The organism is Pseudomonas sp. FBCC-B35 (assembly GCF_059133755.1).
The window spans coordinates 2,767,023-2,782,293 of the sequence record NZ_CP101439.1; the positions used below are offsets into that span (position 1 = coordinate 2,767,023).

The 15,271-nt window shown below is 60.4% G+C and carries 14 protein-coding genes; 6 read left to right on the forward strand and 8 right to left on the reverse strand.

Annotated features, from left to right (window positions below; genetic code table 11):
- Positions 1-242 precede the first annotated feature (242 nt).
- Positions 243-485 carry a hypothetical protein gene (locus tag NMB38_RS12605; protein WP_027916055.1) on the forward strand — a complete coding sequence of 81 codons (243 nt, stop codon included), beginning with the start codon at positions 243-245 and terminating at the stop codon, positions 483-485.
- 115 nt (positions 486-600) lie between these two features.
- Complete coding sequence (locus NMB38_RS12610) at positions 601-873, forward strand: DUF3077 domain-containing protein (RefSeq protein WP_028686410.1); 273 nt, start codon at positions 601-603, stop codon at positions 871-873.
- Positions 874-896: 23 nt separating this feature from the next.
- Here NMB38_RS12610 and NMB38_RS12615 read toward each other — a convergent pair whose 3' ends face one another.
- Positions 897-2,075, reverse strand: a complete 1,179-nt coding sequence (locus NMB38_RS12615; RefSeq protein ID WP_104926306.1) for a multidrug effflux MFS transporter — start codon at positions 2,073-2,075, stop codon at positions 897-899.
- Positions 2,076-2,219: 144 nt separating this feature from the next.
- Between NMB38_RS12615 and NMB38_RS12620 the strand changes: the two genes are divergently transcribed.
- From NMB38_RS12620 to NMB38_RS12630, 3 genes are all read left to right on the forward strand, one after another.
- Positions 2,220-3,089, forward strand: a complete 870-nt coding sequence (locus NMB38_RS12620; RefSeq protein ID WP_490806133.1) for a LysR family transcriptional regulator — start codon at positions 2,220-2,222, stop codon at positions 3,087-3,089.
- Between the two features lie 166 nt (positions 3,090-3,255).
- Complete coding sequence (locus tag NMB38_RS12625) at positions 3,256-3,666, forward strand: VOC family protein (RefSeq protein WP_027916059.1); 411 nt, start codon at positions 3,256-3,258, stop codon at positions 3,664-3,666.
- Positions 3,667-3,827: 161 nt separating this feature from the next.
- Positions 3,828-6,443: a GAF domain-containing hybrid sensor histidine kinase/response regulator gene (locus NMB38_RS12630; protein WP_494354797.1), complete on the forward strand. Its 2,616-nt coding sequence runs from the start codon at positions 3,828-3,830 to the stop codon at positions 6,441-6,443.
- A gap of 51 nt (positions 6,444-6,494) precedes the next feature.
- Here NMB38_RS12630 and NMB38_RS12635 read toward each other — a convergent pair whose 3' ends face one another.
- The 7 genes from NMB38_RS12635 to pcaQ form a co-directional block, all read right to left on the reverse strand.
- Positions 6,495-6,665, reverse strand: a complete 171-nt coding sequence (locus NMB38_RS12635; protein WP_166741483.1) for a hypothetical protein — start codon at positions 6,663-6,665, stop codon at positions 6,495-6,497.
- Between the two features lie 226 nt (positions 6,666-6,891).
- Positions 6,892-7,293, reverse strand: coding sequence for a 4-carboxymuconolactone decarboxylase (gene pcaC, locus NMB38_RS12640; protein ID WP_027916060.1), 402 nt, complete (start codon positions 7,291-7,293; stop codon positions 6,892-6,894).
- Between the two features lie 18 nt (positions 7,294-7,311).
- On the reverse strand, positions 7,312-8,100 hold the full coding sequence (gene pcaD / locus NMB38_RS12645) for a 3-oxoadipate enol-lactonase (protein WP_490806135.1): 789 nt from the start codon (positions 8,098-8,100) through the stop codon (positions 7,312-7,314).
- Positions 8,101-9,471, reverse strand: a complete 1,371-nt coding sequence (locus NMB38_RS12650) for a 3-carboxy-cis,cis-muconate cycloisomerase (RefSeq protein ID WP_028686414.1) — start codon at positions 9,469-9,471, stop codon at positions 8,101-8,103.
- A 206-nt stretch (positions 9,472-9,677) separates the two neighbouring features.
- Entirely contained in the window at positions 9,678-10,283 is a 606-nt protein-coding gene (gene pcaG, locus NMB38_RS12655; protein ID WP_027916063.1) for a protocatechuate 3,4-dioxygenase subunit alpha, read from the reverse strand.
- Between the two features lie 12 nt (positions 10,284-10,295).
- Positions 10,296-11,015: a protocatechuate 3,4-dioxygenase subunit beta gene (gene pcaH, locus NMB38_RS12660; protein WP_027916064.1), complete on the reverse strand. Its 720-nt coding sequence runs from the start codon at positions 11,013-11,015 to the stop codon at positions 10,296-10,298.
- 120 nt (positions 11,016-11,135) lie between these two features.
- Positions 11,136-12,065, reverse strand: a complete 930-nt coding sequence (gene pcaQ / locus NMB38_RS12665; protein ID WP_027916065.1) for a pca operon transcription factor PcaQ — start codon at positions 12,063-12,065, stop codon at positions 11,136-11,138.
- Positions 12,066-12,746: 681 nt separating this feature from the next.
- Between pcaQ and NMB38_RS12670 the strand changes: the two genes are divergently transcribed.
- Positions 12,747-15,164 (forward strand): glucose/quinate/shikimate family membrane-bound PQQ-dependent dehydrogenase, encoded by a 2,418-nt coding sequence (locus NMB38_RS12670; protein WP_206405382.1) that lies wholly within the window; start codon positions 12,747-12,749, stop codon positions 15,162-15,164.
- Positions 15,165-15,271: the final 107 nt, after the last annotated feature.

Sequence of the window (15,271 nt, forward strand, 5' to 3'; positions counted from 1 at the left end):
CATTTGTTGTTGCACATGAACGGTGTGGATTCTAGTCTCGCCGGGTCGCTGCCAATTCAGCGACCGGTTTTGACGGACCGAGAACGCTGCCTCATGTGCACACTTTATGGTGGCTGTACGTGCGGGCACCCTGTGGTGCGCCGAGTGCCAACGTCTCGGTCCGTCAACCCGCGTACAGCTACCACCCTCATTGCTTGACGGCCTGAATGTGGTAGTTCCTCCTTCCACGTTGGAGTTGAACCATGCTCAAGATCGTCCCCGATCCCCCTCTTCACAGTGGCTCCCTTGAAGACATTTTGGTCCAGGCCACCGAATACGCCACGTGCGCGGCCGCCGTGGTGCAACAGGCCATGTCACTGGGTTTCAGGTCGCCCGCTTCGGTGCTGATGCTGACCTCTCTGCATGAACTCGAGACGCTGAAGGCTCTGCTCGAGTCAGCGGTAACGCATGTCCAGATGCGACCGAAGCATCCAATCTGCCATTGACCCGTAACTGTTAAAAAGTGCGCTCGCATGGCGAATCGTCCGTTCACCCCGCTGGGTGTTGGTTCGCCAGCGATGTGGCTCGTGCAAGCACTGCACCCTTTTGAGGAGAACGAAGATGTCCGGAGAAGAAACCACGTTTACCGTTGGCCAAACCACCTTCTATCAGGGCACCGACCAAACAAGCCCTCTCTTCCGTATCGAGCCCGGTATACCCTGTGAGATGGCCCGCGAGCAGGCCTCGGAGCTGATGGGTTACGCTCGGGACATGACCCTTGACGGCTTGATGGAAGACAAGCAGCACTTGATCTGGGCTTCCCACTACCTCTGCGCGATGGCCAAGGCCTTGCTTGACGACGCGCAACTGGGCGAAGCGCTGAGCCAGCATTAAGCGTGCAGGCCAACCCGAGCGCGCTACCCTCGCTGCGCCGGTTGCTTGCGATAGGCCAAAGGGTTGCACGCAGACAATGCCACACAGCTCAACACCGCCACCGCCCCGGCGAGTACACCAAACCCTGTGCCTGATACCGCACTCACACCCATTGCCACAACGGCTGCGCTGCCAATCTGGCAAAACCCCACCAACCCCGATGCAGTGGCCGCATGCCCATGTTCGCTGGCGATAGCCCCCGAAATCGCCAGCGACAACGACGAGCCGTTGGCCAGGCTGACCAGGCACATCGGCAGCACCACGGCCGTCACGCTGCGCCACCCCATGGTATAAGCCAGAAGAAAACCCATGGCGCCCAGTACGAAGCAGGTAATGCCTATCGCGACAATACGGTCGTAAGGCAAGCGGTCAAGCAACCGCCGGGCCAACCGGTTAGCTCCGATGATGCCCAAAGTAAGCGGCACGTACAGCCACCCGCTTTGCGCCTCGCTCAAGCCTGCTTGTACGAAAAGAAATGGCGACTGCGTCAAATAAACGAACCAGGCGCAGTAGATTGAACACACCACTACTGTGTAGCGGCAAAAGTTGCGGTCACCCAGTACGCGGCCGAAGCCGGCGAAGAGTCCCGTCCTGGTACGCGTCGCGACCGGTAGCGTTTCAGGCAATACAAACAGTGCCAGAAGCAGTGCTAGCGCCCCGAATGCGGCAACGAACAGAAAGTCGGCTCGCCAGCCGAACGCCACGGCCAAGTGCCCGCCGATTGCGGGGGCCAAGGCCGGCGACAGTGACACAAGGGGGTAAACCACGGCGTAGACTTTCGCCGAAGTGCGCTTGTCGCAGGTATCGGCAATCAACGCGCGACCAATCACCAGCCCCGCCGCTGCTCCCAGCGCTTCTACCATACGCCACGCTATAAAGCCCATGTAGCTGCTGGACAGCGCGCAGCCCATGGAGCCCAGCAGATAGAGAACGCCACCGGCCAGCAGCACGGGCTTGCGTCCACGTCGGTCAGACAGTGGGCCATAAACCAACTGCGCAAAAGCCAGTGCCAGCAAATAGAACGAGACGGTTTGCGGCATTTGCCAACTGGCAACGCCAAATTCAGTGGCCATGCCCGGCATCGCGGGTAGGTAGATATCCGAGGCGACGAGGCCGAAGGCGCTCAGCATGGCGACTGTCAGGATGAAAGATAAGCGAGGCATGGTGCTCCTGATACCCGGCTTAAGCCGGCTGCGTGATTCGGACGGTGATTCAATCCCGCTATGTTATGCAGCGTGCATCAATGCGAAAATGCACGTAATCGCAGCCCAGGGCTGCATATTTGCATCTTCAGGAAGCGTGCATTGATGAATTGGGATGACGTACGCATTTTCCTCGCGGTACACCGTGCCGGCACCCTGCGGGCCGCAGCCACGGCGTTGGGCATCGACCAAACCACAGTCGGTCGGCGTCTGGCGGGGCTTGAGCAGACGCTGGGCAGCCGACTGTTTCTTCGCAGCACCGGTGGCCTGGCGTTGACTACCACTGGGCAACAGCTCGTACAGAAGGCTGAGGAGATGGAGCGGATGGCCGTCTCCTTCGAGCGCCAGGGTGAGGGCAACGATCCTCATCCATCGGGTGAGGTGCGCCTCACCACCACCGATGCGCTGGCCGTGGATTTCGTCATACCTGCGATCGAGCAACTGCGGGTCACTCATCCGCAGGTGCGGGTAATTCTGACCACCACCACTCGTCTACTGGACTTGGGGCGCAGGGAGGCCGACGTGGCCGTGCGCACCGTACGGCCGGAGCAACCTGACCTGATCGTGCGCCGGCTGGCTCACTGGCCTGTGGGGCTGTATGCGGCACAGCGGTACCTTGACCTGCGTGGAAAGCCAGAACCTGGCAGCGCCTTGGTAGGCCATGACATCGCCCTTTACCAACAAAGTGTAACTGCCCGGCAGGACGATACACTGGCGGGAGAGCCCAGGTCCGGCGGCCGGGTAGTCGCGGAGCTGGACTCGAGCCTCATGTTGGCGACCTTCGTGCGCGCCGGGCTGGCCCTGGGTGAACTGCCGGAATACATGGCCCAGCGCGATGCCAGTTTGGTGCGCGTCTGGCCTGATCGACAGCGGGCCACGCCCTATGAAGCCTGGCTCGTGTTGCATCGGGACCTGGCACACACGGCACGGGTGAGGGTTGTAGTGGATGCGATTGTTGCGGCTTTTGCCGAGTGAGGGTCATCTAGGCGCTGCTGGGCCTAACCCCTCATCGCCAGTGAGCCTTAAGCTTTCTGAACCCAGCTACCCAGGGCGTGACATCTGACTGGGTGAGCGATGGCATTGCCTTTCTCAGATGAGCTGTGTGTTACTGCTGTCGATCAACGGATCTTATGGAGCGTACATGTTCAGCCACATTCAGCTAGGTGCTCGCGACCTGCCGGCCATGATCAGGTTCTACGATGCCGTACTTGCCACCCTGGGGCTTGTCCGCATGCCCGACAACCACGATGGCGGCCCGCAGGGTGCTGGATGGCAAAGGCCGGACAGGGAGTGGCCTCAGTTCTACGTGCAACTGCCGTTCAACGGACTGCCGGCGACATGGGGAAACGGCGTGCAAATAAGTTTTGCCGCCGCTTCGCAGGATCAGGTGCAGGCGGCATGGCGTACAGCCTTGGCGATGGGTGCTCAAGATGAGGGCGCACCTGGGTTGAGGCCGCAGTATGCCTCGGATTACTACGGTGCTTATTGCCGGGATATTGAAGGGAACAAACTCTGCTTTGTGCATGCAGCTGGCGTGATGTCGCCAACATGATCAAACAGGACGAATTCCCCACCTTGTTAGTGCTAGAGGTGGGTTTTTCTGAGAGACTCCCGGTTCTACGCGTCCGCCAGTAAACGCCGGTAACGCACTCCCCTTCTTTTTCGCACTGACCAGACTACAGATCAAGACGCTGTGGCCGTTGGGAGATTCGTTTGCGCAATGATTCCAAGCACCCGGCCAGCGATGACCGCCTCAACCACGTGCTCAATGCCAGCGAGCGCCTGGCCAGGGCCGAATCCGTGGAAGAAGTCGTTGCCGTGTTGCGAGACAATGCACGCGCGGCGGTAGGAGCTGAAGGTATTACAGTCATCCTCGAAAATCACGGCAAGTGCCTCTACGTAGCCGAGGATTCGGCATCTGCCCTATGGCAAGGGCAGGATTTTCCAGCCGACACCTGTGTTTCAGGGTGGGCCATGCAGCATCAAGAAACGGTTGTCATCGCTGACATTCGGCTCGACTCACGCATACCCAGCCAGGCGTACTCCTCGACTTTCGTCCGCAGCCTTGTGATGGTGCCCATCGGGCGGCCTTTGCCGGTGGCTGCGTTGGGCGCATATTGGTCCGAGGCAAAAGACCATGATCTCGATACGATCAACAGATTGGAGAACCTGGCGCGGCTGGCAACGATTGCCATCGAAAATGCGCGTCTGACCCAAGCGCGTAACCGTGGGGCGGCACTTGCAGCGGCGCAAAACCGAATCCTGGCACTGGCGGTTACATCGACCCCTCTGAGCACCACGCTGGAGGCGATCGTTCGCGAGGTGGAGGGGCTATCGGTTTCAGGTTTCGTTGGGAGCATTCTGCTCTTTGATGAGCGGGTAAGCCATGTGCACCACTGTGCAAGCCCCAGCCTGCCTGGCGTCTACCGTGAAGCCCTTGCGGGCGCCCCCATCGACTTGGAGCTGGATGCCTCGAGCACCCTGGCGGCATTGGACATCAGCACCCGCTCTAGGTGGGCCACCCTTGGCGATTTGACCTTCGAACATGGGCTGCACCCCTGCTGGTCGACATCGATCCGTTCAGCCCAGGGCGAAGTGCTTGGCCTATTCGTCCTGTACCACGCTGAGCGCCGGGAACCACTGCCCGCCGATATGGAAATCATCGATTTCGTGACCCAGACCGTGGGGCTGGTCGTGCACCGCTCCCGTTCGGACTGCGCGGTTCGTTCCAGTGAGCAGAGGCTGCGTCTGGCAGTTGACCATGCTGACGTAGGCTTCTGGGACGTGGATTTTATCAATGACACGCTGGTATGGCCTTCGCAGACCAAGGCGATGTTCGGGATGTCAGCTGACGCGCCGGTCACCCTCCAAGATTTCTATGCAGGCATACACCCTGACGACTACGAGGCAACGATCGACGCATTCGCGGCAGCGATCGATCCGCTGCGCCGTGCACTCTACGACGTGGACTATCGAACCGTCGGCCGCGATGACGGCATCGTACGCTGGGTGGCGGCCAAAGGCCGTGGCGTCTTCGACCACGCCGGCCGGTGCTTGCGCGTGACCGGGACAGCGATAGACATCACTGCTCGCAAGGTCGCCGAAAACGCGCTCAAAGAGCTCAACGCCTCCCTCGAAGAGCGGATCGCCAGAGCCATTGCAGAGCGTGAAGAAGTACAAAAAGCATTGCGTCAAAGCCAGAAGATGGAAGCGATGGGGCAACTTACCGGCGGCGTCGCTCACGACTTCAACAACCTCCTCACCCCTATCGTCGGCACCCTGGACATGCTCCAGCGCCGGGGCGTGGGCGGCGAACGCGAGCAACGGCTGATCGCTGGTGCGATGCAGTCGGCAGAACGTGCCACGACGCTTGTCCAGCGGCTGCTTGCCTTCGCACGTCGACAACCCCTTCAGACGAGTTCGGTGGACGTGGCAAAGTTATTGAACGGCATGGCCGACCTTGTGGCCAGCACCATTGGGCCTCAAATCAAGGTCGTGGTCGATGTTCCGGCAAATCTGCCAGCGGCCATCGCGGATCTCAATCAACTTGAGATGGCCATGCTCAATCTTTCGGTGAATGCGCGTGACGCGATGCTTGACGGCGGCACGATGCGCATTTCCGCCAGCACGGAAATGGTCGACATTGACCACCGCTCGAAACTTCCGGCAGGCGAGTACCTGTGCCTGTCAGTTGCTGATACGGGGATTGGCATGGATGCGACCACCCTCGCCCACGCGGTGGAGCCATTCTTTTCAACCAAAGGTATCGGCAAAGGCACCGGGCTGGGCTTATCCATGGTGCATGGCTTGGCCTCGCAACTTAACGGTGCGCTCACCCTTCATAGCGCTCCAGGGCTAGGTACGAATGTAGAGCTTTGGCTGCCTCGCAGCACAACCGAACCCAATGAGGCACTGCGCATCGACCCACTCCAGGAGTCACCGCTGGTGCGCGGCACCGTGCTGCTGGTGGACGACGAAGAACTGGTGCGGGCAAGTACGGCGTACATGCTCGCTGAGCTGGGATACTGCGTGGTCGAGGCTGCGTCCGGTGAGCAGGCATTGGAATTGATGCACACTAAACAGCCGTTCGACCTGCTTGTCACCGATCATCTCATGCCCGGCATCAGTGGGACCGAGCTGGCTAGAGCGGTTCGCATTAGCAGACCTGACATTGCGATTCTGATCATCTCCGGCTACGCAGAACGTGAAGGCATTGATCCGGCGCTGCCTCGGCTCAACAAACCCTTTCGAAAGTATGAGTTGGCCACAAGGTTAGCTGGGCTGCGCGGCGGATCGAGGGACGCGCCTTTATTGCCTCAGGTGGTTTGACGGGTCAGATTTTGCAGTTGCACTCATCCATCAGTTAGGCAAGTACGCGCCTCAGGCCCGCTTGCGATACCCAGCTATGAGCAATGCCAGCCCAGGCGTCAGCAAGCCGACTGCGGTATACCCGAAAGCGGCCTGCCCTGAGGCGCCAACGGCTGCAAATGCCGTACCCACGGCAATCAGGGGTATGGCGACGAAGTAAAACGGTTTAGCTACCTTGCTCATATCGAACCTCCTGTTAGCACTCATGTGTGCGGGGCATCCAAGCTTACATGCACGCGTGTTCGGTAGGGTAGCCATGCTTGACCAAGCCCCCCTACTTGAACGCCGATAACTACAGCCCGCTTCGACCGTTCGAAAAAGTTAGTACGTAGGGCTGCGCCGCGTTGCAACCGTAACTGCCCGCTCGGCGATTGATGGCGCGTCTTTCAACCCTGGCGACTCGAGGCATTCATCTGGCAGAATCGAGGGATTCCACGCCAAGCTCGTCCCACACCGATTCGGCCAGGTGGAAGGTGGCGTTGGCAGCCGGGATGCCGCAGTAGATGGCGCTCTGCATCAGCACCTCCTTGATTTCCTCTCGCGTTACGCCGTTGTTCCTGGCCGCGCGCAAATGCAGCTTCAGTTCACCTTCGCGGTTCATGCCGATGAGCATCGCAATAGTGATGAGGCTGCGTGTGTGGCGCGACAGGCCCGGGCGAGTCCAGATATCGCCCCAGGCATGGCGGGTAATCATTTCCTGAAACTCCTGGTTGAACGGCGTCAGGTGCTTGAGACTGTGATCAACATGGGCTTCACCCAGCACAGCGCGGCGTACCTGCATACCAGCTTCGTACCGTTGTTTCTCGTCCATCGGATGGTCCTCGCGCGCTTAGGCGGTCAGGAAGGCCAGCACGTGCTGGCTGAAGGCATCACTGGCCTGCACGTTGGAAAGGTGCGCGGCGTGGAGTTCGACCAGCTCGGCACCGACAATGCGCGCCTGCATCAGGCGGCCGTGCTCGATGTTAGTCACCGGATCGCTGCTGGCGCAGATGATCAGTGTCGGCACACCGATAGCACCGAGCTGCTCGCGATAGTCGGCGTCGCGCACCGCAGCACAACTGGCGGCGTAGCCTTGCGGTGAAGTCTGGGCCAACATGTCGACAATGGGCTCGACCTTGGCGGGCTCGGCCTTGGCGAAGTCGGCGGTGAACCACCGTGAGATCGAGGCATCGCGCAGATCGCGCATGGCCTGAACGCCACCGGCCAGCACGACTTCGATGCGCGAATTCCACACCTGCGCATTGCCGATTTTTGCAGCCGTGTTGCAAAGCACCAGGCGCTCGATACGCTCAGGGGCATGGATCGCCAGCCGCTGGCCAATCAGCCCACCCATGGACAGGCCGCAGAAGCTTGCCCGCTGAATATCAAGTCCGTTGAGCAACGTCAGCACGTCGCCCCCAAGTTGTTCGATGCTGTAGGGGCCCTCGCTGACCAGCGACCGCCCATGGCCTCGGGTATCGTAACGAAGTACTTGAAAGTGCTCGGTGAAAGCCACCATTTGCGCATTCCACATGTGCAGGTCGGTGCCCAGCGAGTTGGACAGCACCAATACGGGCGCACCAGGCGGTCCTTCGAGTTGATAGTTGAGGTCGCCATCGGCAAGTTGTAGGGTAGGCATCTAAAGCTCCTCACGCGAAACGTTCGAATGTTCAGCGACAGCACATTGGACCCATCGGCGCGCTTGACCGAGGTATTGGGCCGGGTCGAGCAGGCGATCAAGCTCAGTGGCACAGAGCTGTGCGCTGACTTCGGTGTTGGCCGACAGCACTGCGCGAAGGTGAGTCCCCTCCTCCACCGCCTCGCGGCAACACTGTTCGATCAAGTGGTGGGCGGCATCCCGTCCGATGCGCTGCGCCAGAGAAATGCTCACCGCCTCGGCCAGTACCAGACCTTGTGTCAGTTCGATATTGCTGCGCATGCGCTCGGCATCCACCTCCATCCCAGATACCACCAGCAACGCCTGCTGCAGTGCGCCGGAAATCATGCAACACAGCTCCGGAAGGGTTTCCCATTCTGCATGCCATAAGCCCAGACTGCGTTCGTGCTCCTGCGGCATGGCCGCGAGCATGGTGGAGACCAGCCCTGGCGCGCGTACGGCGACGCCGATCAGCACGGCGGCGCTGACCGGGTTGCGTTTGTGCGGCATGGTCGAAGAGCCACCCTTGCCCGGCGCGGAAGGTTCGAAAACTTCACCGACCTCGGTCTGCATCATCAAACTCAAGTCCCGGCCCAGCTTGCCCAGGCTGCCGGCGATCAAGCCGAGCAGGCTCGCGAACTCGACCAGGCGATCGCGATGCGTATGCCAAGGTTGTTCAGGCAAATTCAGCCCCAACTCGCGGGCCAAGGCCTCGCTGACTGGCCAAGCCTGCTCGCCCAATGCTGCCAGGGTGCCGGAAGCACCCCCGAACTGGAGCACCAGTAGACGTGGCTTTAGCTGCTCAAGGCGCTGGCGGTGGCGAGTCACTACACCGAGCATGCCTGCCAGTTTCATGCCCAAGGTTACCGGCGTGGCCTGCTGCAACCAAGTGCGCCCGATCATTGGGGTATCGGTATGACGCTCGGCCTGCGTTGCCAAGGCGTTGGCCAGATCGGCGAGATCGCTTTCGAGCACCTCGACAGCGGCGCGCAGCTGTAGCACCAAGCCACTGTCCATGACGTCCTGGCTGGTGGCGCCATAGTGTACGTAGCGTTCTGCGTCTGGGCTTAGGGCGGCGACGCGCTTGCCCAGCGCCTTGACCAGTGGAATCGCCGAGTTGCCAGCGCTGACGATTGCATGTGCCAGCTCCGCCGGATCGTAGAGGTCGGCGTTGCAGGCGGCGACGATCGGCGATAGCACCTCAGCGGGAATCAAACCGGTGCTCGCCTCGGCACGTGCCAACGCGGCCTCGAAATCCAGCATACCCTGCAGTCGTCCACTGTCGCAGAAGATCGCACGCATGGCCGGCCGGGTGAAATACAAGTCGAAAAGTAGATTGCTTGGGCTGCTCAAGCGGGTACTCCAAAAATCGGGAAAGTTATCTGGTGCACAGCGTCTGCCTCAGGGGCCCACCGGCAAAATCAGGACCGCTGCGCGGACCTTCTTTCGAGCTGAGAGGCCGCAAGGGCAGCTCAGGCCCGTTCGACAGCCAGCGCGCCAAGCCCTGACTACGCTCCTGGCGACGGCTCGGCAACAGAGCCAGCGCCAAATGGGTACGCTCAGCAGTCAAAAAAAACGGTTTCCCCCTCGCCTTGGATCCGCATATCGAAACGGTAGGCCAGATTGCCGTTCACCTCACAGCGTTTGGCGATCAACGTCTGGCGACGCTGTGGCTGCTCGATCAAGTTGAGTACCGGATCGTCCTGATTGGCCTGGACTTCATCATCGAAGTAGATACGCGTATGCAGGTGGATATTGATACCCCGGGCGAAAAGCAACACGTTGATGTGCGGTGCCATCGGCACTCCAGCGGCGTTTTTCACGACACCCGGCTTCACCGTCTGCAACGTCCACTCGCCCGCATCGAAGGTCGTGGCGGTACGGCCGAAGCTGTTGAACGACTTCTCCAAGTCAAAGCGGGTGTCGTAGACCCCTTCATGGTTGGCCTGCCAGATTTCAAGGAAGGAATCGCGCACTAAATGGCCATTGCCATCATAGACATGGCCGAACAGCAGAATGTGCTCGCCAGGGGCATCTGGCTTGGCCAGTTGATTCCAGATTTCCTGCGGACGTGGGGCAACACCGGCGGCTTCCAGAGCCAGTCCAATATGAACGTAAGGTCCGGCGGTCTGCGAAGGGGTTTCGGGCAGCAGTTCAATAGGCATGTGCGTGAGTCCTTAGCGATCTTCGAAGTGCGTCTTGCGCTGGCCGCGCAACACGATGTCGAAACGGTAGGCCAGGCAATCCATGGGGTTGGCCATGCCCATGTCGAGCTTGGCTATCAGGCTCTGTACCGCTAGCGGGTTTGCGATCGACTTGACGATGGGGCACATCGCAATCAAGGGGTCGCCTTCGAAATACAGCTGGGTGATCAATTTAGCGGAGATCGACGGGCCACTGATGGAGAAATGGATATGCGCTGGCCGCCAGTCATTGGGTCCGTTACGCCACGGGTACGGGCCGGGCTTGACGGTACGAAACATGTAGTTGCCTGCGCTATCTGTCAGCGTGCGGCCGACACCCCCAAAGTTAGGGTCGATCGGTGCCAAGTAGCGGTCGTTCTTGTGTCGATAGCGGCCACCAGCATTGGCCTGCCACATCTCCACCAAGGTATGCGGGATCGGCTTGCCGTATTGGTCCATGACCCGGCCGGAGACGATGATGCGCTCGCCGATCGGCAGGCTGCCGGTGTTGAAGTTGAGCAGCAGGTCGTTGTCATGATCGCCCATCTTCAGGTGCGAAAAGTCCGGCCCTGTGGTCTCCGAAATAGACTGCGCAATGCTCACCAACGCCTGTCGCGGCGAGCGGGTGATCGACGTTTTATAATCGGGCGTAAGGGCTTTGGGGTGCCAGTTGCGGTCTCGTATGACGAAACGGCCGGTGTCCAGTTCGGACATGGCGGTCTCCTGTTGTTGGCGTTATAGGAGCCTGGAAACTATCAGGCATGTGCGCCGCAGTTTCCGCGAGCCTGCCGGATCTGAAAACTGAAAAGGCGCCGCGTATCCATAACCAACAGGTTATGGATACGCGTGCACGCGATACTCCTGGCCTAGCTCGCGCAACACTTCCTGGCACCAGCGTGCGCCGAGGGACAGTGGTAAGGCGGCGTTGCTGCAGATGCCCACCGAGCCACCCCCCTCTTGCAGCTGCGGCGCCAGTTCCACCAACTCCCCTTTGGCCAGGGGGCTGCGCACGGCATCGGTCGGCGCCACCCAAACCGCTTCGCTGGTATCGACATAACGCCGGCTCAGGCTTAATGACAGGGTTTCCAGTCGTCGATTTGGCAAACGCAGACCGTGCTCGACGAGCAGGCTTTCGATGCGTTTGCGGATAGTAGTGCCAACTGTCGGAAGGACCATTGGATAGTCCTCCAGCGCGACCGTATCGAAAGCCCTCTCGAGCAGTGGATGGCCGGCTCGTACCACCAGGGTCAGGGGCTCGTTGTAGAGATGCTCGAAGGTCAGTCCTTGGATCTGCGGACTATCAGTCATGCGCCCGACGACCAAGTCCAGCTCGCCCACGCGCAATTGCGACAGAAGAGGCGCGCTGGGCCCGGTAACCACGCTGATCACCAGCGAGCAATGGCGCCTGTGCAGACGGCGCACCACCTCCGGCAGAAACTCGCCCTCGACCGTGGACAGCACGCCAAGGCGCACGTTGCTGGGTTGGAAGTCTCCGCCGCGTAGGCTCTCCACCCCTTCGCGCAGTGTCTGCACGCTGGGCCCGGCATAACGCAGGAAGACCACCCCGGCCTCAGTCAGCGTGGCGCCTTCCTTACCACGCTCGAACAACTGTGCGGTCAGCGCATCCTCTAGCTCCTTGAGCGTCTTGGAGACGGCAGGCTGGCTGATCGCTAGCCGATCGGCTGCACGCGCCAGGCTGCCTAGGCGTGCCACCTCCAGGAAGCACTGCAGGTGACGAAACTTGATGCGTTTGTCGATGCTCATCGGTCACTCCAGAAGGCCTTGGGCCACTACCCCGTGCCGGGTTAGAACACGCCGTGAACGTACACCAGCACGCAAAGGCTCATCGGGTCGGAGAACGCCTGTACCGTCATACCGGTGTAGCCAAATTGCGCTTGGCCTCCTGGAGCAGGCGCTGAGTGATCAAATGCAGCATTTTGCTCGTAATTGACCTCACGGCGGCCGATTACTATAAACGCCGTAACGCCGACATCAAACGCTCACGTTGGGCTGGCTACCCGTCAAGGACCTATTACTGCCCAAGGTAGACGTGGCACAGGCAGAGAAACAACAGCGCATAAATCGACGGTGAGCATAAATCGCTGATGCGCCGGTAACTCAGGTGGTCATTTTCGTCGATCACTGGGGTCCACTGTGGCCAGCCAATGTCCGTCAGAAAGGTCAGATTGATGAGACCGGGCGGCTGCCAGGTCTGATGCCTGAAAGCTCAACCTACACATAGCCGTGACAAATCGATGTTTTTGACGAAATTTTCACGTCATTAAACTCGGCATGTTATAGAAAATTACCTACACATTTCGATAATTTCGTCGCATCTTGGCAACGTTGGCGTTGCAATACGCTATCTCGGAGATAAATGTACTAACTTGTTAATTAGCTTGCTAAGGGCTTATGCTTTGCGCATTCCATCGCGAGATCCTTGGCATGAACGACTCACCGCGCGCATCTGGCGCCTCGAAAATCATTCTGGTTGGCTTTGGCGCGGTCATCGCCCTGCTTGGCCTACTGCTGGCTGCTGGCGGCATCAAGCTGGCCAGTCTGGGCGGCTCTTGGTACTTCCTTATCGGCGGCTTGGCCATGGCGATCGCCGGTATCCTGATCGCCCGCAGCAAGGTCGCTGGGGCCTGGCTGTATGCCGCGTTCCTGCTCGGCACCGCACTGTGGGCCGTGATTGATACCGGACTGGTGTTCTGGCCATTGTTCTCGCGCCTGTTCATGTTTGCCGTGATCGGTACCGTCGTCGCGCTGGTGTACCCGCTGCTCAAGCGCGCCAACGGTACCGGTACTGGACGCGGTGCCTACGCTGTCGCTGGTGTGATGGCGGTAGCGGTTGTGGTCGCGGCCGGCAACATGTTCGTCGCCCACCCAAGCGTGGCCCCGACCGGAATAGGCCCGGGGCTGACCGCAGTCGCACCTGCGCATGCGCAAAAAGACTGGGCTCACTACGGCAATACCGAAGGGGGGAGCCGCTTTGCCGCCCTTGATCAGATCAACCGCGGTAACGTCGACAAGCTGCAGGTCGCCTGGACCTACCACACCGGCGATGTCGCTATCAGTGATGGCAACGGTGCCGAAGACCAGCTGACCCCGCTCCAGGTCGGCAACAAAGTATTCATCTGCACGCCGCACAACAATCTGATTGCACTCGATGCCGACACCGGCAATGAGCTGTGGAAAAACACCATCAACGCCCAATCGAAAGTCTGGCAGCGCTGCCGCGGCCTGGCCTACTTCGACGCCACTGCGCCACTGGCCCAGCCCACCCAGCCGAACAGCTCACCCGTCGTTGCAGCTGCGCTAGCGCCTGGCGCCAACTGCCAGCGCCGCCTGCTGACCAATACCATCGACGGTCGCCTGATTGCAGTCGACGCTGACACTGGCGAGTTCTGCCAGGGCTTTGGCACCAATGGTCAGGTCAACCTGAAGGCTGGCCTGGGCGATGTACCGGACTCCTTCTACCAGCTGTCCTCGGCACCGCTGATGGCCGGCACCACCGTGGTTGTTGGCGGCCGTGTTGCAGACAACGTACAGACCGACATGCCAGGTGGCGTGATCCGTGGCTTTGACGTCATCACTGGGCAAATGCGCTGGGCCTTCGACCCAGGCAACCCTGAGGACCGCAATGCCCCCGCCGACGGCAGCACCTACGTGCGCAGTACGCCGAACAGCTGGGCGCCGATGTCCTATGACCCTGCGATGAACACCGTGTTTCTGCCGATGGGCTCATCGTCCACCGACATCTACGGTGTTGAACGCAGCAAGCTCGACCACACTTACGGCGCCTCGGTATTGGCCTTGGACGCCACTACCGGTGACGAGAAGTGGGTTTACCAGACCGTCCACAACGACCTGTGGGACTTCGACCTGCCGATGCAGCCGAGCCTGATCGACTTCACCAAGGACGACGGCCGGACCGTCCCTGCGGTGGTAATCGGTACCAAGGCCGGGCAGATCTACGTGCTCGACCGTGCTACCGGCAAACCGCTGACCCAGGTCGACGAGGTGCCGGTCAAGCCAAGCAACATCCCCAACGAGCCGTACTCACCCACTCAGCCCAAGTCGGTCGGTATGCCGCAGATCGGTGCTCAAACCCTGACCGAATCGGACATGTGGGGCGCTACGCCATACGACCAACTATTGTGCCGCATCGACTTCAAGAAGATGCGCTATGACGGCCTTTACACCGCACCTGGCACCGACGTATCGCTGAGCTTCCCGGGCTCGCTGGGCGGCATGAACTGGGGCAGCATCTCCACCGACCCGGTGCATGGTTTCATCTTCGTCAACGACATGCGCCTGGGGCTGTGGAGTCAGATGATTCCGTCGCAGAATCAGGCTGAAGCTGCCAGTGGTGGCGAAGCACTGAACACCGGGATGGGGGCGGTACCGCTCAAAGGTACGCCGTACGCAGTGAACAAGAACCGCTTCCTGTCGATTGCCGGAATCCCGTGTCAGGCGCCACCGTTCGGCACCCTGACCGCAATTGACATGAAGACCCGCCAGGTCGCCTGGCAAGTGCCGGTCGGCACCGTTGAAGACACGGGTCCGCTTGGCATCCGCATGCACCTGCCGATCAAGATCGGCCTGCCAACGCTGGGCGGCACCCTGTCGACCCAAGGCGGCTTGGTGTTCATTGCCGGTACCCAGGACTTTTACCTGCGCGCCTTCAACAGTGGCAACGGTGAAGAAGTCTGGAAGGCTCGCTTGCCCGTCGGCAGCCAGGGTGGCCCGATGACTTACGTGTCGCCCAAGACCGGCAAGCAGTACGTGGTCGTCACCGCAGGCGGTGCCCGCCAGTCGACTGACCGTGGCGATTATGTAATCGCCTACGCCTTGCCATAACTGGCGCCTCTCCCGTACAGCACGAGGCCGCTTCTGCACACACGTTGCAGTGGCGGCCTCATGCATTTAGCGGCGCCGTTCATCATCACCTTGCGATTTCCAGGAAA

Coding starts and splice junctions, on each gene's coding strand:
- NMB38_RS12635 (WP_166741483.1), bottom strand. CDS start 6,665: ATGAGCAAGGTAGCTAAACCGTTTTACTTCGTCGCCATACCCCTGATT.
- pcaH (WP_027916064.1), bottom strand. CDS start 11,015: ATGTCCGAACTGGACACCGGCCGTTTCGTCATACGAGACCGCAACTGG.
- NMB38_RS12615 (WP_104926306.1), bottom strand. CDS start 2,075: ATGCCTCGCTTATCTTTCATCCTGACAGTCGCCATGCTGAGCGCCTTC.
- pcaQ (WP_027916065.1), bottom strand. CDS start 12,065: ATGAGCATCGACAAACGCATCAAGTTTCGTCACCTGCAGTGCTTCCTG.
- pcaG (WP_027916063.1), bottom strand. CDS start 10,283: ATGCCTATTGAACTGCTGCCCGAAACCCCTTCGCAGACCGCCGGACCT.
- pcaC (WP_027916060.1), bottom strand. CDS start 7,293: ATGGACGAGAAACAACGGTACGAAGCTGGTATGCAGGTACGCCGCGCT.
- NMB38_RS12620 (WP_490806133.1), top strand. CDS start 2,220: ATGAATTGGGATGACGTACGCATTTTCCTCGCGGTACACCGTGCCGGC.
- NMB38_RS12625 (WP_027916059.1), top strand. CDS start 3,256: ATGTTCAGCCACATTCAGCTAGGTGCTCGCGACCTGCCGGCCATGATC.
- pcaD (WP_490806135.1), bottom strand. CDS start 8,100: ATGCCTACCCTACAACTTGCCGATGGCGACCTCAACTATCAACTCGAA.
- NMB38_RS12605 (WP_027916055.1), top strand. CDS start 243: ATGCTCAAGATCGTCCCCGATCCCCCTCTTCACAGTGGCTCCCTTGAA.
- NMB38_RS12670 (WP_206405382.1), top strand. CDS start 12,747: ATGAACGACTCACCGCGCGCATCTGGCGCCTCGAAAATCATTCTGGTT.
- NMB38_RS12610 (WP_028686410.1), top strand. CDS start 601: ATGTCCGGAGAAGAAACCACGTTTACCGTTGGCCAAACCACCTTCTAT.